Genomic DNA, 18494 nt, shown 5'->3' on the forward strand with positions numbered 1-18494 from the left:
GAAAAGCAGCCCACCTTTGGTGAGACTATTTTCCGGGGGCTCGGTTTGAGCAAGGCGTTCTCGCCTCTCAGGTCTTCTGCAACTTGTGATACGCCAATGGGGCATCTAGCAACTCCTTAAGTGCTGTTGCATCTCGATGGTCATTACCGTATCAAGCGATGTGCATTGGTAGTTGATTGAAACTGTATTGTAGCATAATATATTACGAGCGCGTGTGAATGGGCTCGTCCCCATTGTGGCTTCTTAGTGATCTCGGAAAGATTGTGCCGTGGATATGGTGTTCTCCTTGCCAACATCGCCACCGCCTGAAATTTTTAGAAACTAAAAAAGTGGCGCTACGGATTTTTTCGGAAAGGAAGTTTGCAATGAGAGATAGTACTTATGATGTGGTAGTTGTCGGCGGGGGAAGTAATACCCTGACTGCTGCGGGCTACTTGGCAAAAGTTGGCAAAAGCGTACTTGTGCTCGAGAAAAACGAGGTGTGTGGCGGCGGGGTCGTTTCAATGTCGCCAGCCCCCGGGTTTATCTGTGATCCTCATGCGATGGGAATGGTGACGTGTATGCCAAACCCTGTAATTGCCAACGATGAACTGGGGTTGCTGAGTCGATTCGGCTTGGAGTTTGTTCGTCCGGACGCCAGTTTTTCAACGGTTTTTGACGACAATGCCGGGTTGGTTACCTATGTTGATCTCGACAAGGCGTGTGAGGAAATCGCCAAGTTCTCGACGCGTGACGCCGAGGTATATCGGCAGTTTGTTCTCGATTGTCGAGAATATCTGCCGCTGATTCTCAAGGGGCTTTATACGCCCCCATTGCCGTTCGGCGGCTTTGTCTCCCTGCTTGAGCAGAGTTCAAAGGGGCGCCGGCTAGTTACCGCCATGATGGAAAGCGCGTTTGATGTTGTCGATGACTTGTTCGAGTCACCGGAACTGAAGATGCACATCCTGAAGTGGGTCGCTGAATTAATGGTCGGGCCAGAAGTAAGAGGGACGGGCATCATCCCATTCCTTCTTATGGGGATCGCCCATACTTTCAAGGCGGGCATGGTTATCGGCGGTAGCCAAAATATGACGCGGGCGTTGGTTCGTTGTGTCGAAGCTTACGGCGGTATCATCCGGACCAACGCTCAAGTTGTCAAAATGAACGTCTCTGGTGGCCGAGTTACCGGGGTCACCTTGAAGGATGGTGAAATTATCAAGGCGCGGGATGCGGTTATTGGATGCATCCACCCGTGGGATCTTGATAAGTTCATTGAAGGGATTGATCCTTCCGTCACCGAGGCGGCGAGCAAGGTTAAACTCAGTTCCCATGGGGCTATCAATCAACAATATGCCCTATCTGAAGCGCCGATCTGGAAGGCGGGGTCGCAATTCGAACCGGCCATGCTGGTTGAGTGTCTGCGCCGCGACCGAACTATGGAGTCGATGCGCGTAGCGTTCGACGAATATCGGTATGGCCGTATGCCGCTCGATCATCTTAGCCCGTTGGTTGGCATCCAAAGCCGACTCGATCCGACGCGTGCTCCCGCAGGCAAAGCGACCATGTACTTATATCATTTTGCCCCTCTGGAGTTGCAAAAGGGCGGGCTTGAGGGCTGGGACGATATCAAAGAGGAAACAGCGGACGCCATTTACGACGAGATGTGCAAATATACGACGAACATGGATCGTTCAAAGATCATTGCCCGCCATGTCGAAACGCCGCTGGATCACCATCGCCATTCCGCAAGCATGCGCAATGGCGATATCTTTGGGATCGGGACGTTTACCTCACAATTTTTCGGCCGTCGCCCGACCCCCGAACTGGCGCAATATCGCATTCCCGGCATCGAGGGCTTTTATTTGTGCGGGCCGTTCATGCACCCTGGCGGTAGTGTGACGCTTGGTGGTCGCGCCACGGCAATGAAAATGCTGATGGACTGGAAAATCGATCTCAAGAAGGCATTTATCTCTCTTTGAGAAAAAAGCCCGAATCCAACGTAAAGGAGATATACAGTGAAACTTTTTACCTCGGTAAATGCAGAGTTAATGGAAGTGACGAGTATTCGTAGTGAAGATGGGACACTCGTGATCAGTGGAACAATCATGGGTGCCATGCCGGTCGAGGCGGTTTTGCGTGGTGCCGAAATGCGCAAGGCGGTTTCCATGATGGGGATAGGAACCATTCTGTCTGCGATCAGAATCTTTCTTTTTAAATAGGAAGGGCCGTTATGTTTCCTGATTTCTCGGAAAAAGCGAGCACAGACATTTTCCGAAAGCGTTGCGTTCGTGGCTGGTGGTAAGGGACGTGTCGGCAGGGCGGCTTATCTTGCGTTGGCTTTTCCCGGGGCTAATATCGTCTTGACCTGCTGGTAGAAACGGCTATTTTCATCAAGAGGACCAAACCACGCCGGCCTCGTTTAGGCAAGGGGCTGGCTGCTTTGGTCATCAAACTGGATAGTCAACGTGACGAGGCTGGTGATCTGGCCGCCAGTTTTCGGAAGCGCGAACACGCGCTGACTGAGGCGCCCAAGTGTCACTCAAGGATCACACGGCACTTACCGGATAGCAGTAGAGCCCGCAATGGAGGTCGAGTTGACTGCTGCACAAGTCGAGGCGATCCGAAAGACAACACAGTTAAGGCATATCGGTCTTCTCGAACAGGTGCCTGACACGGCGTTGTTTCTGCTTTCCTCCAAAGCAGCTTATATGACCGGGTAGACACTCGCGGTAGAAGGAGGCATGCAGTTTTGAGTTTTTCTGTTCAGACTATCTGCGAGTCACGTCCATCCCAGTAGATTTTTTTCAACTCATGCTTGAGCAGTTTTCCCATATCGCTACGGGGAAGGTTGCTGACGAAAGCGACAGAACGCGGACATTTGATTGAACTAAGCCGTGAGCGGCAGTATTCAATGATTTCACGCTCCAGGCCGGTGTGGACAAATTCGGCGCTGCTGAGTTGGACAATGGCTTTGACTTCTTCCCCAAAGTCCGGGTTGGGAACACCGATTACCGCTACATCGGCAATCGCCGGATGGGTGCGGAGAATGTTCTCAGCTTCTTGGGGGTAAATATTGACTCCTCCGGAAATAATCATGAACGACTCGCGGTCCGTCAAATACAGATAGCCATCTTCGTCCAAGTAGCCGATGTCGCCCATGCTTGCCCAAGAGGGGTCGTTTTCTAGGTGGGCGCTTGTCGTATGGCCGGGGGCGTTGTGGTATTCGAACCGATTTCCATTGGCCATGTAAATTTTGCCGGGAATGCCGGGAGGCATGTCAGTACCTTGCTCATTGAGGATTCTGATTGAACACCCTGCAGCCGCACGACCAACGGAGCCTTTATGGGAATGCCATTCTTCCGGAGTGATGAAGGTGTGGCCAATACTCTCTGTCCCTCCGTACAATTCGTAGATAACCGGCCCCCACCAGTCGAAGATCAACTCCTTGACAGGGACCGGGCAAGGGGCTGCCGCATGAATGGCGAAACGGATGGAGCCAAGCTGTGCGTGGTCTCTAACGTCGTCTGGGAGAGCAAGCATCCGTGAGAACATGGTGGGGACGAAAAGGCCGTGGGTGACTCGGTATTTCCCAATAGTGTCGAGCGTAGAGGCTGGGTCGAATTTTCTGAATCCGATCACTGTTCCACCGGTGCGTTGCACAGTCATCATAAAGCGCAAGGGGCCGGCATGATAGAACGGACCGGGGTTAATGAAAACGCTTTCTGGGGAGAAGTCGTATTGCTGCCGCAGTAAATGGAATCGGGACGGCGGAGTCTCGGGCGGAACATCCGGCCATTGTGTCCGAATGCCTTTGGGGCGGCCTGTGGTTCCTGATGAATAGAGCATCGACGGGCCGCGATGCCTATTCTGTAAAGGAATGGGGGACTCCTGATTTAGTAAGGCCTCATATGCTAGGAAGCGTCCTTGTGTTCCATCAAGCATGATCAGAAGAAGTTCCGGCATGTTATCCGCGATGCGAACGGCGATGTCGCTTTGGGCGATCGAGGAAACCAGAAGCTTCGCGCCACTGTCCAGGACGACGTGGGCAGCATCTTCAAAATTGAGTTGTGTGCTGATGCAAACGTAGGCTATTCCAGAGTTTTTGGCGGCCCAACAAACTTCAGAATAGTGCAGATGATTCTCGAGGAAAATGGCGATTGTGTCCCCCGCTTGCAAGCCTAATCGGTAAAGGGCTTGAGCGGCACGATCAGATCGGTCAACTAGCTCTCGATAGGTCTGAGAAATACCGCTATCCGACATGACAACTGCAGGCTTGTCAGGCGAAATCCTAGCGTGATATCGCGGATGAAAAATACCTTCGGCGTTGCAACTAGTCCTCGTGGCGCTCGATCCCATTTTCCATTTTGATCGTAAGAAGATTTGTTTTTACCAGCTGCAGCAATCCTGCGAGCAAATGGCGTTGATTGTTGTCCATGTCCGCTAGTACACGCTCGCTCATTTCATGGCTTTGAGTCCGCATTTCCTTGACGATGTGGTTGCCTTTGCTGGATAAGTGTACTCGTTTGACACGCCGATCTTTTTCATCTGGGCGACGTTCTAAAAATCCAGATGCTTCCAGTCTGTCGATAAGCCCACCAAGCGCGGCCTTACCTAAGTCCAGAACATTTGCCAAGTCACTCTGGATCATTCCATCATGACGGGATAGGTAGGCAAGCACCCACCATTGGGAGCGAGTGACCCCTAAAGGTTTCATAAATTCGTCGAAGACAATACGACGTAACCTTGAAACATCGTGCATTAGAAAGCCAAGTTTCTGATCCCAATTTTCTTCAACAGAAAATTTCGGAGGGGATTTTTGTTTCTCACTGTTATTGTTGTTTGTGATGATCGTCCCCTTGTCCCTGACAAGTGCTGTTTTCAAGTGCATCTTCCTATTTCTGTTAGGAGGCAAAAGGAAAGGCGCTTGGACGGTGCAGTGTCAATCGATGGATGGAAAGTGAGTCCTCGAAGACAAAATGACACCATTAAGAGCCCGCTTGCATATAATACGCTTACATTCGACTTGTGGCCAGAATCATCGCTTTGATGTTAAGGCGTACTTCTCCTCGCTGCAATTTACCTGTCGAAGTCCGTGGTAATACTGCGATGGATTGCAGAATTTTGGGTAATTTATATCTAGCAATCCGACTTCCTGCATGGTCGCGTAGTTCTTCCAATGTTGCCGACTGCCCAGGATGCCATTCAACAACAGCTACTACGTTTTCCCCCCAAACTGGGTCAGGGATGCCGACGACAACTACGTCGCGGACAGCCGGGTGTTCCCGTAAAGCTTGTTCGACCTCCACGGGGTAGATATTCTCGCCGCCGGAAATGATCATGTCTTTGATGCGGTCAGTTAGATATAGATAGCCGTTTTCGTCCAGATAGCCACCGTCTCCGGTGCGATACCAGCCGTCAACGAGTGCCGTTTTGGTGTCTTCAGGGCGATTCCAATAACCACTCATCAATGTCGGAGATTGAACCCAAATTTCTCCAGCCTGGCCCTCTGGAAGGGATGTGCCATTCGGGCTCCGTATCTCGATAGTCATGCCAGGAAGCGCTTTTCCAACAGAACGTAATAAGGCTGGGCGGGTGATGTCGTGGGCACTGGGCGGCAGGAAGGTTACAGAGCCGCAGTTTTCTGTCATGCCAAAGTACTGTGCAAACTTGCAATCAAATACTTCAATGCAATTTTTTAGCAGGGCGACATTCATTGTCGATGCGCCGTAGAAAATTGTTTTCAGGCGCGGTGCAGATGTGGCGGTGAGAGTAATCTGTTCGAGTAAGGCCTTTATCACGGTCGGTACCATGAATGTCCGGGTGATTTCATAGGTTTGCGCCAGGCGCAAGAGGTTCGCTGGAGACGGGTCAGCGGTCAGGACACAAGTCAGTGATCGCAGAAGGCCGATCAGCATCCATGACATGCCGCCGACATGAAAATTGGGCATGGCAGATAGGATTACATCATCGCTTGTCCAATCGGTCCAATCCGGTGAGTCGAGTTCGAGATGACGCGAAATGGACAGCGCTTTGTGAGAAAGCATTACTCCTTTCGGGCGGCCAGTCGTTCCACTCGTGTACATCAGAAGAGCCCAAGAATCCGAGTATTGCCGAGGCGCAGACATGGGGAAGGGGGCTGTCTCGTTGAGAACCTGACAAAGTGAATCAGCTGCGTTGGTGTGGGTGATCAAGGTTCGTGGCGGGGTCGTCGCCATCGTCGCCATTGACTGGGTCAGGATTTCTCCGAATTCGTCGTCGAAAATCACTAGTTGGCTGGCAGAGTCCTCCAGCACGAAGGCGATTTCCCCTGGGGCGCTACGCCAGTTGATCGGGACGAGTACAACGTTATGGCGAAGACACCCAAAAAGAACGGGGAAAAAGAGTTCGCTATTCTTGCCAAGATAGGCAATACGGGAACCCGGTCCGATTGCATTTCTGTCAAGGAATGCGACAAATTGATCTGTTTTTCTATCCAGTTCGGCATAAGTCAAACTGCCGTGGTCAGCAATGATGGCCTGCCGGTTGGGGAATTTGGTGGCGCCTTGGGAGGGGTAGTCTGCCATCCAAACCATGCGGTCGAGATAAGGTATGGGCTGCGCTACGTTGCTCATTTTGGGTTTGTCTCCAGGAAAGGCTGTATTACATGGATGGTGGGTTGCAGGTCCATGATATATAGTAACTAAGCATACCAACTATGCGGTGTGGCGCCCTATGTGTCAAGTGGGCAGAGATGTCTCGGAGGCGATAATGTGTCGCCATTAGAAGTTTACGTTCTCTTTTGATTGGGATAAAGTGTTCGGTAAAATATCATATACAAGCATAAAGATTTTTTTTCTGAAGTTGCAATGTTCAGTTTGTTGGGTAAGCCAAAGTCAGAAATGATACTTCCCTGAATCTCAATTCAAGGCGGGATACAGGGTCTCGTCTACTTGCAAGGAGAAAGTAATGATTCGTACAGCATTGGTGGTTGGAGCTGCGGGCGGAATTGGAGTCGAGATTGTCAAGCAACTGCTTGGCGAGGGGTATCAGGTCACTGCCACCGTCCTTAATGACAAGGAAGCGGCACATTTACAGGCCTGGGCACCAGGTGTTGGCACAACCCTGAAACTGGATTTGAGCAATGCGGATGGCGTTCTGGAGGAACTGAAGCGTCTGGCTATTCCGTCTCTCGATGCCGTCGTGGTTTGCGCTGCAATCGGACCGACTGGTCCCGTGGAAATTTCGCCGCTTGCGGTCTTGCGCCTGGCATTCGAAATCAACACAGTGGCTGCCGCCGCTATCTACCAGGCCTGTATGCCGTCGCTCCGCGATGCCAAGGGAAAATTGGTATTGATCAGTTCTTTTGCGGGCAAGGTTGGCCTACCTTTCCTTGGCCACTACGTTGCTTCCAAGCATGCGCTTGAAGGTTTGGCAGATGTGATGCGGCGCGAAGCAAAGGCTGATGGAGTCGAGGTGATCGTAATCGAGCCAGGCGGCGTCAAGACGCCGATGGTGACTGGTCAATTGGAGAGCGTTGCGCGTGATCGCGCAGCTCTCTCACCGGAAGAAGCACTACGCTTCGGTCAATTTTATGATGGTTTCCTGTCCGTGGCCAAGAAATCCTGGGACACCATGCTCGATCCGTCCGTAGTTGCAAATACTGTAATCGAGGCGTTGAAGAGCAGTACGCCGCAGATTCGTTACCCGGTAGGTGATGACGCCAAGTTCCTGTGCGAAGTTGCCCGCAAAACCGATCCTGAAATCGACGCCATCGTGGCTAGCTTCATGGGTGCCTGATTCTCAAGGGCTACCTGTATGAAAACCGTCAGCGTCCTGTGTTTTGTTGTGATTGCCATCACGGCTTGGATGCTGACACATTTATGCAGGTCATGCCGCCAATCCTTGGCAAGCTGGCAACCGACCTCCTTGTCGGGTTGCTGCTGATTGCCAGTTGGATATAACGGTCTGGTTCGGAGACGAGTGCAGTTTTGTGCTCGCCTAGCTTGATACCGGGCTGCCGGAAGGCGATGAATTCGGGGCGGGATGGGATGCGATGGTTGACGAGCGGAATGCCAATAGTAGGAATCGGGTGGCTAAACCCCTTAGCTTGAATCTGCGAAGCGGCTCGTTTGCGGTCGATGGTCAGGCGTCCGGTGGTGAGACTGAATGTCAGAACTTTGCTTACCGATAACTGCGTCCCGGTTAAGAGCATCTAATTGGAAATCGAGGGATTCCGAAATGTACCGACAAAACATGCTGGCCTACATGTATTGCATGTGCTTGAGCTATGGCATGTGCATTGATCAGGGCGGCCTAATGGACGCCTATTCGAGATGTCTTCCACACTAATGAAAAGGCGTGATTGGGCGTACGCCTCTCTCTTTCCTTCATTGCAACCGGTAAAACCAACAGCAAATTAATATAGATAGCGAGCCATTCTTTGCTTTACCCGGATAGCAGTTACTAGGAAAAGTGCACTGTCTGCGAATGTGCAGCAAATGGACTAAAACTGGGTCCAGTGTCTTATCCATGCGTGGCATGAATGCCAAATGTGTTTGCAAACTCACCAAAGGAACCTTAATGACTCATCTGATTCCAGAAATCCAGGCAGCGTACGAGCGCGACCAACGTCTAAAGACGGAGGCGATTACGGCTGACGATCTGCCGCTGTCGTTCGAATCGATTACCGATCGCTGGCTGACGGCGGTGCTTTGCCATAGCGTGCCCGGTGCCAAGGTCATCGGACATCAGTTAGGACCAGTCGATACCGGATCATCGAACCGGCGCCGCATCGAGGTCGAATACAACGATGCCGGGGTTGGCGCCGGCCTGCCGTGGGCGCTGTTCTGCAAGGCTAGTCACGAGTTAGCCAATCGTATTGTCCTGGGGGTCTCCGGAGGGGCATTCACCGAAGGACATTTCTATAATCAGATTCGGCCGCACCTGGAAATCGAGGCTCCTCGCAGCTTTTTTGCCCATTTTGATCCGGTCAGTTTCAATTCCATGATCATGCTTGGCGATTTGACCAGCAGCGTAACCGAATTCTGCAATCATAAGACGGTCATGACGTTGGAGCGGGCGCGCAGCCAGATGCGTCTCCTCGGCAAGTTGCACGGGATCAGTCATTCGCATCCAGATATCCGGGCTCAACTTGAGCACCTTCCGACTTGGCCGGACTATTTCAAAAATACCGAAGCTTTCGGCATGGAAGCAGGATCTAGCAACGGTTTTCTGGCCGGCGAAGAGGTAATCCCGCCGCGCTTGTACCAGCGCTACGAGGAGATCTGGCCGGCAACTATGCGCAGCATGGAATTGCACTCAAGTTGGCCTAACTGCCTCTCTCACGGCGATGTGCATCTGAAGAACTGGTACGTGGCGGGCAGCGGCGAAATGGGTTTGAGCGATTGGCAATGCGCGACACGAGGCCACTGGGCGCGAGATGTCGCCTATACCATGTCGACCGCTTTGACAGTTGAGGATCGACGCCGCTGGGAAAAGGAACTGATCAAGTATTATCTTGAGGAGATGCATGTCGCCGGAGGGCCGAAGGTCAGCTTCAACGAAGGCTGGAATGCCTATCGCCAGCAATTGATCACCGCCCTGACTTGGTGGACCATCACTTTGTCGCCGACCAAAGATATGCCTGACATGCAGCCGAGGGACATCACCCTTGAGTTTATCCGTCGCATTTCGACGGCGATGGACGATCTGGATACCCTAGATGCGATGGATCGCTAGCTGCCAGATCGCTTCGACGGTGAACTGTAAATTTGGTATGCAGTCTTGACGACTGAGGTCTGAATTAACTTGCGCGAATGCGACGAGCCTGCTTCGGTGTTGTCGATGCAAATCAATAATTCTGCATAAGGATAAACATCGTATACGCTGTTGTGAATACTTGCGTCCAGATCCCGGAGGCTCTGGACGAAGTTGCGCCTGCCTGGCAGACCAAAGTCCTTGCCCGCCAACATCCCGGCATTGAGGTCGTCTCGGCGCGGGTCAGCGACTCTCCGGCGGTGCGACAAAGGCTGCCTCCATCTGTTTGTCAAGAGAGCCTTCCCGCGATCAGTTTGTTCGGCGGAAGGTTTGCCAAGCATGATTGCCTGCCGACTCGGCACTAAACGCCGGGATGGGAAGCCAGTGTCCCGCCATCAATCAGATATTCGGCGCCGGTGATGAAACTGGCTTCGTCAGAAGCGAGGAATGCAACCAGAGCCGCCACTTCTTCGCTCGTACCCATGCGACTGAGTGGCGACATGCTGTTGAGTACTTGAAGCATTACTTCCGGATCAGGGAGTGCGGCCAGTGTCTGGTCGTGGATCGCCGTCCGGATGGCGCCGGGGTGGACCGAGTTGCAGCGGATATTGAGTTTCTGGCGGGCACACCATATGGCGACCGATTTGCTCAGGATGCGCACAGCGCTTTTGCTGGTGCAATAGGCGAGATCGTCGGCAATCGCCGCATAGGAAGAGGTTGATGCGGTGTTGATGATGGAGCCGTTGGCGCCGCCGGGATTGTTGCGCATCAGTCCAATTGCTGCTTGGCAGCCGAGCATGACCCCAGTCTGATTTACGCCGAGGACGCGGTTCCAGGTTGCCAGATCCATATTGCCGATGGATTTGCCGCCGCCTAGTATGCCAGCGTTGTTGAAGAGGATGTCTAGACGACCGAAGCGGCGCTTGGTCTCGGCCATCAGATTACGCCAACCTATCTCGTCGACCACATCAAGGTTCATGAAAAACGCCCCGGACTCGTCGGCAACCCGCTGGCCGAGTTCATCCTGCACATCAGTCAGGATCACTTGGGCGTCTTCAGCACGGAAGCGCCGAACAGTCGCTGCCCCAATACCAGAAGCACCACCGGTGACTATTGCTACTTTGCCTTGTAGGCGATTTGAAACCATAAAGACTCCTCTAAGGAATGATGTTTAACTTAAAACAAAAAGCTTGGGAATTGAGATTCAAGAATATTGTATCGTGACATATGTTGTGTCGTGCGTGCATCAAGTTCGCACGAAGTTCTGCTGAGGTGCCAGCGATAAACCCGACGCAGCCCTGCATGTATGGGTGACGGTTGCTGTTATTCAAAGTGATAGTCGCCTAAGAAGCTTTGTAAGCAACTCAGAACAAATCAAACAAAGGAGATTCAACCGATGAATGATTTAACGATACGGTTGTCTTCGTCTCGCACGACAAGCTGAATCTGGAACTGTCCGAACAGCTAGGTGGGAGCGGCATTCCGACGCAGAGCATCGGCGACGCGAATTCCACGCGTTTCATCCGCATGGGGATCGGTGATAGAAGTCTGGCTGGCGCCAGTGACGGAGTTCCGGCCGGGCAAGCGTGGGGAAAGATTTGATACTCTGAATATCCGCGTTCGCTTATCCCTTTCCGGCAGATCGAGGCGCTGTCGGGTGGTGCTTGCCCCTCGTGTGGCAAGGTGCGAATCATCGCCCTCAATCAAGGCCCGGTGATTCGTGAGACTGATGGCAGGCTGGGCGAGTTGACTTCGGTGCCGAGCCTGGCATCAAAGCGGTGTACGGCTATGGGAATTGCTGACGGCCGAACAATTGAGCGGCGATCCGCAGGCCCAGCCTACCTCGGATTAGCGTTCGACCTGCGCACGCCAGGTTGTGGGTGCATCTCCGAATGGACTGGAGACCTTGCCGAGGGACGAGTCAAGTCCTCATCAGGCGTTCGGCAGCGCGTTCCCCGGAGGCGACTGCTGCCTCCATTCCTCCGAACATGAAGATGTCACCGCCCAGATGGACTCGCGGCTCGAGGCCAACCGCATCCCATAGTTTCTTGGTGCGGTGGAAGAAATCTGAATCAGGGACGTAGCTGGTACGTTTTTGGCGGGCAACGTAGCTGAACAGGAAGTGGCCCTTCACTTCCGGATACAAGCCTTCGATTTGTTCGCGTACCATGGCGATCACGGCTTCGTCGCTCATGGCGGCCATGTTTTCGTATTCGTTGTGCTCGGTGAAAATTGAGAACAGGCCATGACCGGCGGGGGCGCGATCCGGCGCCTTGTTGTGCGACAGCGAGATCACATTGATCTTCGGGCTTTCCTTTTGCGACAGCATCACCATCGCAGCCTTGCTTGTTGGTGCCTTGCTGTAGGCGAGCTTGACGTCGAGCATACGCATGAACGTCATTGTCTGTCGGTAGCCGCCGCTGATTTCGGCGAAACGCCGATACATCTCTTCTGCCTGGTCATAGGGCACGGTGATCAGGCATTTGTCCGCAACGAGGGGGCTGGCAGTGCCATTGGCGTCGACGATGTCGAGGGTGACGTTGTCGGTGTTGGAATGCACCTGATGCACGGTGGTCTGGTAGCGGACGTCAAGCATGGAGGCCACTTTCTTCGGCAGGCTGTCGAGCCCGCCGCGCAGGCTGACCATTGCCGTCCAGTCGGACAGGGTGTAGGGCAACAGCAGCGAGGACATCATGTCCAGCGTAACGCCACCGATCGGGCGCAACAGCGGCTCGATCAGGTTTTCCGTGACTTCGCGGCCGAAGGCTTGCAGCGATATGGCTTCGGCGTTGTTGTTCGGGTCTTCGAGCGAGATGTCGTCAAGCAGATATTGCGGCACCGAACGCAGTTTGTCGCGCATGCAAAAGGCGCCGCGCAGGAAGCGGAATTTTGCACCCCAGGAAAGGGCGGGGGTGAAGGCAATGGACATCAGGTTGCCCATATCGATGTCAATCAGGCGTCCATTCTGCAGGATGCTCAACACGGAGGGACATTTCACCACGTCACCGCCGAGGCCCACTTCGTCGATCAAGGCCAGCCAACGACGGTAACTGGTGGCCGCCAGTTCCGGGCAGGTATCGATAAGGAAGCCATCCCGGCGCAACGCCTTGCAGCGGCCGCCAGCGTGGCTGTTGGATTCGATGACCACCACTTCATGGCCTGCCTGTTGCAGGCGAAGTGCAGCGCTAAGGCCAGACAATCCGGCGCCGATCACAGTGATTTTCATTGGTGTTTTCCAGAGTTTTTTCCCTTGGGCGAAGGGGGGGCATCCGTCGCGGGCCGGCTTCCGAGCGGTGATAGGTTGGTGTAAGTGTGCTGCCGGGCATGCAGCCTTGTCTTCGGTTACGCAAGCCGTTACTGTGGGGCGCGAACCCAGGCAGGCAGGGGCCGCTCGCCCATGGTCCGTCGGTAGTCTGGATGGGTGCAGTCTTCGAGGATGTCGAGATGCTCCGTGCTCGGTTTCCAGCCGAGTTCGGCGCGGGCACGCGGGGAGCGGGTACGGCTGCAGGCCGAGAAGACGATGGGGCCCATGAATTTGTCCCAGATCTCAGCCGCTTCTCCTACCGTGACGCTGCGCGTCGGCACGCCCAGATGGCGGGCGATGCATTCGGCGATGGTGCGGAAGCACGTTTCTCCGCTTACAGCATGGTACAGTGCTCCGGGAACACCCTTTTCCAGTACCAGCCGGTAGAGTTCCGCGAGATCGTCGACATGGACGTTCGTATAGACGTTGAGCCCGCGGCCGACGTAACACACGGCGCCAGTTTTGTGTGCGGAATGGTAGAGGTCGGCGATCAGCTTGCTGCCACCGTTGCCCCAAATAAACGGCGGGCGGACGCAAATAGCCCTGATGTTTTGTTGGGCAGCGGAGCGCACCATGTTTTCGATCTCGAGGCGGGGGGCAATTTGCTTGCGCGGCGGAAAGACTTCATCCTCAGTATAGGTATTCTCGCTCCAGTTACCGTCGGTGCGTTGCGACAGCAAACTGGTGCCGCTGGTGAACACGAAAACCTTGTTGGTGCCGACGAGATTGTCGAGCAGCGCGCCGACGACACGCAGTTCGTCCTCAAGCATTAACTGTGCGACCCATATGATGGCGTCGTGATCAGTGCCGAATCCGGCCAGCTGCTGCGCATCATTGAGGTCTCCCACCTGAACTTGGGCTCCCATGCTTTCCAGCGCCGAAGCGCTGTTAGCGTTTCTGACTATGCCAGTGACAACGTGCCCGTTCGCAAGCAAGCAGCGGGTAATGTGCTTGCCGATATACCCGGTGGCTCCGAATACCAGTACTTTCATGTTGTTTTTTCCTTTAGTGATTGACCTGCTCGCTGGTGCGGAGCCGGCGGTAATTGCGCCCGGTCAGGCTGCAGCCGACGCAAAGAGCGGTGCCAGGACTGCGTCGGCGAGCTTTGTGTCGATGTACTCCTTCATCTTGAATACTCGGCCATCGCGAATGAAAAAAAGAAAGTGATACTGGTTGTCGTAGCGCGCACCGCTGACCAACTCGGCATGGCCCTGAGCCTCCACCGAGACGCGATCATCCTCTGCTGTCATTGATAAGATCTCGAAGCGCAGGCCGGATTTCGTGATTTTCTTGAAAATGTCACCGGCGCCGACGATCTCGGCATGACCGCGGGTACCGGATAGCAGGCTGGTGCCAGTGCACACCGCGACGATGTCGTCGGCGATCAGTCCCTTAACGGTTTCGATCTCGCTCGCGCCGAGCGCGTCGAGAAATTTCTTTGCTGTGTCCTTGTTCGCTTGGTTCATGTTTATCTCCTGTTTGCGCGTTTTAAATGTACGATATAGTATCCATCATTATCAATAGGAGTGGTGAGGGAAATGCCTGACGCTTCCGCCCCAATACGTGTGCATAACCGATGCTGCAGAACGTTGTCTGCTCATGGTAACCAACGACGAACATGGGCCAAGACCTACCAAGGCCGCGTGATTGCTGATAATTTTAGTGTCGTAACATATAGTATTAATTAATGGTTTTGTGTCCCCGAGTGAGTCATGTCGCCCGGCGACGGGCCATTGGGTTGATCCACGCTCTCTATGCGTGCCCGTTGGGGCCATTCGTTGACAGGAAAACCATGAGCAATCCCATCGTTATTGTAGGCAGCGGGCTTGCTGCCTACACGCTGGCCCGTGAGTTTCGCAAGCTCGATCAAGCCACGCCGCTGACTCTCATTACGCGCGACCAAGGCGCTTTCTATTCCAAACCGATGCTCTCCAATGCCCTTTCGGCCAATAAATTGCCAGCGGCGCTAATTTTGAAAAATGCCGCTCAGATGGCCTGCGAACTAGGGGCTGAGATTATTGCTGGCCAATCGGTTGCGTCGATCGGCGTGGCGGAAAGACGTATTCAACTCGCCGATGGTCGGTGCATTGCCTACCGCGATCTTGTGTTGGCGCAAGGGGCTGATTCGGTCAGTCTGCCTTTGCAGGGAAATGCCGTCGACTGCGTCATTTCGGTCAATGACCTTGATGATTTCACACTTTTCAGCGAGCGGATGGCGACAGCGAAAACAGTCGCCATCCTCGGAGCTGGTCTGATTGGCTGCGAATTCGCCAATGATCTCCTTTCCCGCCAGATTCGGCCGGTGCTGATCGATTCCGCCGAATGGCCGCTGTCACGTCTGCTCCCCCAGCGTGCCGGAGCATACTTGGATGCCCGTCTACGCCAGGCAGGCGTCGAATTTCGAGGGCAGGTCACGGCGTGCTCCGCGGACCGTGAGGGTGATGTATTGCGACTTGCGCTGAGTGACGGGAGCTATATTGACGCTGACATTGTCCTCTCTGCCGTCGGTTTGCAGCCGCGTACCGCATTGGCTGCTGCGGCTGGTGCAGCTTGTGGCCGCGGCATAATCGTTAACCGGCGGCTGGCTAGCACGTTGTCCAACGTTTATGCGCTGGGTGATTGTGCCGAGGTGATGGGTTATTACCTACCGTTTGTCATGCCCATCATGCATCAGGCCAAGGCGCTTGCACGCACGCTGAACGGCGATCCGACCGATCTGAACTACCCGGCGATGCCCGTAGTAGTCAAGACGCCAGCATGCCCGACTATTGTTTGTCCGCCGCCGGCTGGGGGCGACGGCGAGTGGCTGGTGGACGAGCAGGAAGGCGGTTTGGAAGCTGGCTTCTACGACGCGGCGGGGAGCCTGCTTGGGTTCGCGCTGCTTGGTGCCGCGACTATCCGGCGACAGGCTTTGCTTGGCCTAGTTCCGGCAATGCTGGCCTGAGGTCTGGTTTCCGGTGTCGGTGGCAGGGTGTTAGCGCGCTTCGTCGTTTTTTCCTAATATGCCAAATGCGGTTTCGACCAGAAATATAGTGTCGTTGTATCTTGACGGGTCTTTGGCCAGAAGCGAAGGGCGTCATCAAATGCGCTAATGATCGAGGAAGTCTGGACCAAGTTCGCTACGAATGTATTCACATTGGTTGTCCAACCATTGAACAAGCCGAAATTTTTTAATGCATGTCGGAAGCTGTCAATAATATGACTGGAAACTACCATCACATTGAGTATTCCATGGACAATGGCATTGTCGTCATCACGCTGGTGCGGCCGGAAGTACTCAACGCCTTGCATCCCGAAGCCTGTGCCGAGATTGGTCTGGCGCTGGATCGCTATGAGGCTGACGATACTGCACGCGTTGCGATCATAACTGGCGCCGGCAATCGGGCCTTTTGCGCCGGTTTCGATTTACAGTACGCGGAGCAGCATCCGGAACTGTATCGCGATCCACTGTTTGCTTCGGAGGTGGTGCGCCGGGCCAATAACCGTAAGCCGCTGATTGCTGCGGTTAATGGTGTCGCGCTGGGCTTGGGCTTCGAATTGGCGCTGGCCTGCGACTTGATCTTGGCTTCGACGAAAGCTCGCTTCGGTTTGCCGGAAGTCAAGGTCGGCCTTGCCGCGATGGCCGGAGGGGTGGTGCGCCTGACCCGGGAAATCGGACCCAAGCGAACGCTCGCACTGGTTCTCCGGGGGGAGATCCTTTCGGCTTTAGAGGGGAAACAACTCGGGTTCGTCAATGAGGTCATCGACGGCGACGTAATGGATGTCGCCAGGCAATGGGCAGCCACCCTGGCATGTAATGCACCCTTGTCACTGATCGCCTCGAAACAAATGGTTTATCACAGTCTGGACTTGCCGAATCTGCAATCCGCGCTTGACCCCCGCCAGTATCCGGAGGTGATGGCCGTGCTCGACAGTGCAGACGCGCATGAAGGCAGGCATGCCTTCCTTGAGCACCGGCAGCCTGAATGGGTAGGACGATGATCGCACTAAATGATTGAGGTAGTCCCCAAGCTCTGCATCGCTTTTTCGTGCACGGACTCCGCCAAGCTTGGCAATCCGTAGTACGGCTTCCACCAACGACGGTGGAGTCGCAGTTGGCGGATACTCAGTTAGTGTTGCAGTACAGCACTTGCCATTCCTCTTTCCAGAGGACGACCGTGCACGGTAAATTTGGGGCTGTCCTCGCCTGTTGCAGTTTAAGCGCTGCCGACGGGTCAGGTTCCACGTTCTTGCCGCCGGGAGCCTATTGCTGGAACTGCCGCTCGAAATCCAGCGATGAATTATCACCAAGCGTTGTTGTAATCGAGGCTCAGTTGAAAAATTGGGAATTCGCCGTAGGCTTATTGAGCCGTCCCTATAAAACGTTGCTTAAGGCCCGTGCTGGCGGCGCTCTCGATAGCCTGCAGCAGGCGATGGCGATTCACAGCGTCATCGAAGGTGGGGCAGAGGTGGGTGCCTTCGTGCCAATCCCTGGCCAGGCGTCCGTAGGCCTGGGCGACATTAAAGGCAAAGCCAGGGGCAGGTTGAGGCGGTGACCAGCGATAGTTGGCAGGCACGGGTAGTGCTTGAAGGCCTGTATCGCTCCCGCGTCCACCCGCAACGGTCAGCTCGAACATCTGGGCATGACCTCCTGCGGCGGTGATCTGGAGATCGCCTTCGGTACCGTTGATCTCCCAGAGCAGATTGGTCCCGCGCGATACGCCGCCGCGATAATGCACGGATACGGCAGCACCGCAGCTTAGCAGACCATCAATGCAGATCTGGTCGGGCGTTGTCATCGGCTGCTGGACGCCGGTTTCGGAGATGCTGAAGGTCTTGCGGCGGATTGCGGTGGTTGCTGACAACTGGTCGAACTCGCCGAGGCAGTAGCACAGAGCATCGATGGTGTGGCCGAGGGGTATGGAGAGCAGCGTCGCGCCGTTGCGAGCATCGGCGGTGTAGGCATTGGCTTCCTCGATCACCGGCCCCCAGTTCATACCCGAGCCGACGAGCGTCGTGGAGAGGACTTCGCCGATGTAGCCTTCGGCGATCACATCACGTACATAATTGATTGCTGGTGCCGACCTGGCTTGCAGCCCGACGACCCCAAGCACGTTTTTTTCCCGAGCCAGTCGGGCCATTTCGATTGTCTCTTCAATACCATTGCCGAGGGGCCATTCGCAATACACAGCCTTGCCTGCAGTGAGCGCAGCGGTGACCAGTTCGAGGTGGTGGGGTACCTTGACGGTAATGACGACGAGATCCACCTCGGGATGGTGGACCAGTTCAGCGTGATTGTCGAAACACAGCGGTACTCCGAAGAGTTTCCCGGCTGCTTGTGCCGAGTCGCGGCGACTGGTAGATAGTGCGCGGATTTCGAAATCTGGCAGGGACTTTAGGGCGGGAATGTGAGCCCATGCAGCCCAACCGCGATCTGGATTAGCCCCGATGATGCCGACACCAATTTTACTGGTCATGAAATGTGTCCTTGAGTTTT

At 54.5% G+C, this 18494-nt stretch carries 14 protein-coding genes; 6 read left to right on the plus strand and 8 right to left on the minus strand.

What is annotated here, in order from left to right; genetic code table 11:
• Nucleotides 1-365: 365 nt before the first annotated feature.
• Together KI613_RS03405 and KI613_RS03410 are read left to right on the plus strand one after the other, a co-directional pair.
• A complete protein-coding gene (locus tag KI613_RS03405) occupies nucleotides 366-1958 on the plus strand; it encodes a phytoene desaturase family protein (protein WP_226403813.1) in 1593 nt (530 codons plus the stop codon).
• Between the two features lie 36 nt (nucleotides 1959-1994).
• Nucleotides 1995-2198 carry a hypothetical protein gene (locus KI613_RS03410; RefSeq protein WP_226403814.1) on the plus strand — a complete coding sequence of 68 codons (204 nt, stop codon included), beginning with the start codon at nucleotides 1995-1997 and terminating at the stop codon, nucleotides 2196-2198.
• A gap of 544 nt (nucleotides 2199-2742) precedes the next feature.
• Here the strand turns inward: KI613_RS03410 and KI613_RS03415 are convergent.
• From KI613_RS03415 to KI613_RS03425, 3 genes are all read right to left on the minus strand, one after another.
• On the minus strand, nucleotides 2743-4239 hold the full coding sequence (locus KI613_RS03415; RefSeq protein WP_404826974.1) for an AMP-binding protein: 1497 nt from the start codon (nucleotides 4237-4239) through the stop codon (nucleotides 2743-2745).
• Between the two features lie 70 nt (nucleotides 4240-4309).
• Nucleotides 4310-4861 (minus strand): MarR family winged helix-turn-helix transcriptional regulator, encoded by a 552-nt coding sequence (locus KI613_RS03420; protein ID WP_226403816.1) that lies wholly within the window; start codon nucleotides 4859-4861, stop codon nucleotides 4310-4312.
• A 130-nt stretch (nucleotides 4862-4991) separates the two neighbouring features.
• Nucleotides 4992-6590: a long-chain-fatty-acid--CoA ligase gene (locus tag KI613_RS03425; protein ID WP_226403817.1), complete on the minus strand. Its 1599-nt coding sequence runs from the start codon at nucleotides 6588-6590 to the stop codon at nucleotides 4992-4994.
• A gap of 334 nt (nucleotides 6591-6924) precedes the next feature.
• On the opposite strand from KI613_RS03425, the gene KI613_RS03430 reads away from it, so the two are divergent.
• Together KI613_RS03430 and KI613_RS03435 are read left to right on the plus strand one after the other, a co-directional pair.
• Nucleotides 6925-7755 (plus strand): SDR family NAD(P)-dependent oxidoreductase, encoded by an 831-nt coding sequence (locus KI613_RS03430; RefSeq protein WP_226403818.1) that lies wholly within the window; start codon nucleotides 6925-6927, stop codon nucleotides 7753-7755.
• A 783-nt stretch (nucleotides 7756-8538) separates the two neighbouring features.
• On the plus strand, nucleotides 8539-9696 hold the full coding sequence (locus KI613_RS03435) for an ecdysteroid 22-kinase family protein (protein ID WP_226403819.1): 1158 nt from the start codon (nucleotides 8539-8541) through the stop codon (nucleotides 9694-9696).
• Between the two features lie 379 nt (nucleotides 9697-10075).
• On the opposite strand, the gene KI613_RS03440 is transcribed toward KI613_RS03435, so the two are convergent.
• The 4 genes from KI613_RS03440 to KI613_RS03455 all read right to left on the minus strand — a co-directional run bounded on the left by KI613_RS03440 (nucleotide 10076) and on the right by KI613_RS03455 (nucleotide 14484).
• A complete protein-coding gene (locus KI613_RS03440; protein ID WP_226403820.1) occupies nucleotides 10076-10861 on the minus strand; it encodes an SDR family oxidoreductase in 786 nt (261 codons plus the stop codon).
• 774 nt (nucleotides 10862-11635) lie between these two features.
• Complete coding sequence (locus KI613_RS03445; protein ID WP_226403821.1) at nucleotides 11636-12940, minus strand: protoporphyrinogen/coproporphyrinogen oxidase; 1305 nt, start codon at nucleotides 12938-12940, stop codon at nucleotides 11636-11638.
• 128 nt (nucleotides 12941-13068) lie between these two features.
• Nucleotides 13069-14010, minus strand: coding sequence for an NAD-dependent epimerase/dehydratase family protein (locus KI613_RS03450; RefSeq protein ID WP_226403822.1), 942 nt, complete (start codon nucleotides 14008-14010; stop codon nucleotides 13069-13071).
• A 63-nt stretch (nucleotides 14011-14073) separates the two neighbouring features.
• Nucleotides 14074-14484: a nuclear transport factor 2 family protein gene (locus KI613_RS03455; protein ID WP_226403823.1), complete on the minus strand. Its 411-nt coding sequence runs from the start codon at nucleotides 14482-14484 to the stop codon at nucleotides 14074-14076.
• A 326-nt stretch (nucleotides 14485-14810) separates the two neighbouring features.
• On the opposite strand from KI613_RS03455, the gene KI613_RS03460 reads away from it, so the two are divergent.
• Together KI613_RS03460 and KI613_RS03465 are read left to right on the plus strand one after the other, a co-directional pair.
• The gene (locus KI613_RS03460) at nucleotides 14811-15962 is read left to right on the plus strand and encodes an NAD(P)/FAD-dependent oxidoreductase (RefSeq protein ID WP_226403824.1); all 1152 of its coding nucleotides are present in this window, start codon (nucleotides 14811-14813) and stop codon (nucleotides 15960-15962) included.
• A gap of 287 nt (nucleotides 15963-16249) precedes the next feature.
• Nucleotides 16250-16999, plus strand: a complete 750-nt coding sequence (locus tag KI613_RS03465; protein ID WP_226403825.1) for an enoyl-CoA hydratase-related protein — start codon at nucleotides 16250-16252, stop codon at nucleotides 16997-16999.
• Nucleotides 17000-17358: 359 nt separating this feature from the next.
• Here the strand turns inward: KI613_RS03465 and KI613_RS03470 are convergent, their stop codons facing one another.
• The gene (locus KI613_RS03470) at nucleotides 17359-18474 is read right to left on the minus strand and encodes a Gfo/Idh/MocA family protein (RefSeq protein WP_226403826.1); all 1116 of its coding nucleotides are present in this window, start codon (nucleotides 18472-18474) and stop codon (nucleotides 17359-17361) included.
• Between the last annotated feature and the right edge of the window lie 20 nt (nucleotides 18475-18494).

It is taken from the genome of Ferribacterium limneticum, from assembly GCF_020510585.1.
Classification (GTDB): domain Bacteria; phylum Pseudomonadota; class Gammaproteobacteria; order Burkholderiales; family Rhodocyclaceae; genus Azonexus.

Excerpts from the sequence above, each read along its gene's own strand:
- KI613_RS03405 (WP_226403813.1), top strand. The coding sequence starts at position 366 with ATGAGAGATAGTACTTATGATGTGGTAGTTGTCGGCGGGGGAAGTAAT.
- KI613_RS03415 (WP_404826974.1), bottom strand. The coding sequence starts at position 4,239 with ATGTCGGATAGCGGTATTTCTCAGACCTATCGAGAGCTAGTTGACCGA.
- KI613_RS03425 (WP_226403817.1), bottom strand. The coding sequence starts at position 6,590 with ATGAGCAACGTAGCGCAGCCCATACCTTATCTCGACCGCATGGTTTGG.
- KI613_RS03430 (WP_226403818.1), top strand. The coding sequence starts at position 6,925 with ATGATTCGTACAGCATTGGTGGTTGGAGCTGCGGGCGGAATTGGAGTC.
- KI613_RS03435 (WP_226403819.1), top strand. The coding sequence starts at position 8,539 with ATGACTCATCTGATTCCAGAAATCCAGGCAGCGTACGAGCGCGACCAA.
- KI613_RS03440 (WP_226403820.1), bottom strand. The coding sequence starts at position 10,861 with ATGGTTTCAAATCGCCTACAAGGCAAAGTAGCAATAGTCACCGGTGGT.
- KI613_RS03445 (WP_226403821.1), bottom strand. The coding sequence starts at position 12,940 with ATGAAAATCACTGTGATCGGCGCCGGATTGTCTGGCCTTAGCGCTGCA.
- KI613_RS03450 (WP_226403822.1), bottom strand. The coding sequence starts at position 14,010 with ATGAAAGTACTGGTATTCGGAGCCACCGGGTATATCGGCAAGCACATT.
- KI613_RS03455 (WP_226403823.1), bottom strand. The coding sequence starts at position 14,484 with ATGAACCAAGCGAACAAGGACACAGCAAAGAAATTTCTCGACGCGCTC.
- KI613_RS03460 (WP_226403824.1), top strand. The coding sequence starts at position 14,811 with ATGAGCAATCCCATCGTTATTGTAGGCAGCGGGCTTGCTGCCTACACG.
- KI613_RS03465 (WP_226403825.1), top strand. The coding sequence starts at position 16,250 with ATGGACAATGGCATTGTCGTCATCACGCTGGTGCGGCCGGAAGTACTC.
- KI613_RS03470 (WP_226403826.1), bottom strand. The coding sequence starts at position 18,474 with ATGACCAGTAAAATTGGTGTCGGCATCATCGGGGCTAATCCAGATCGC.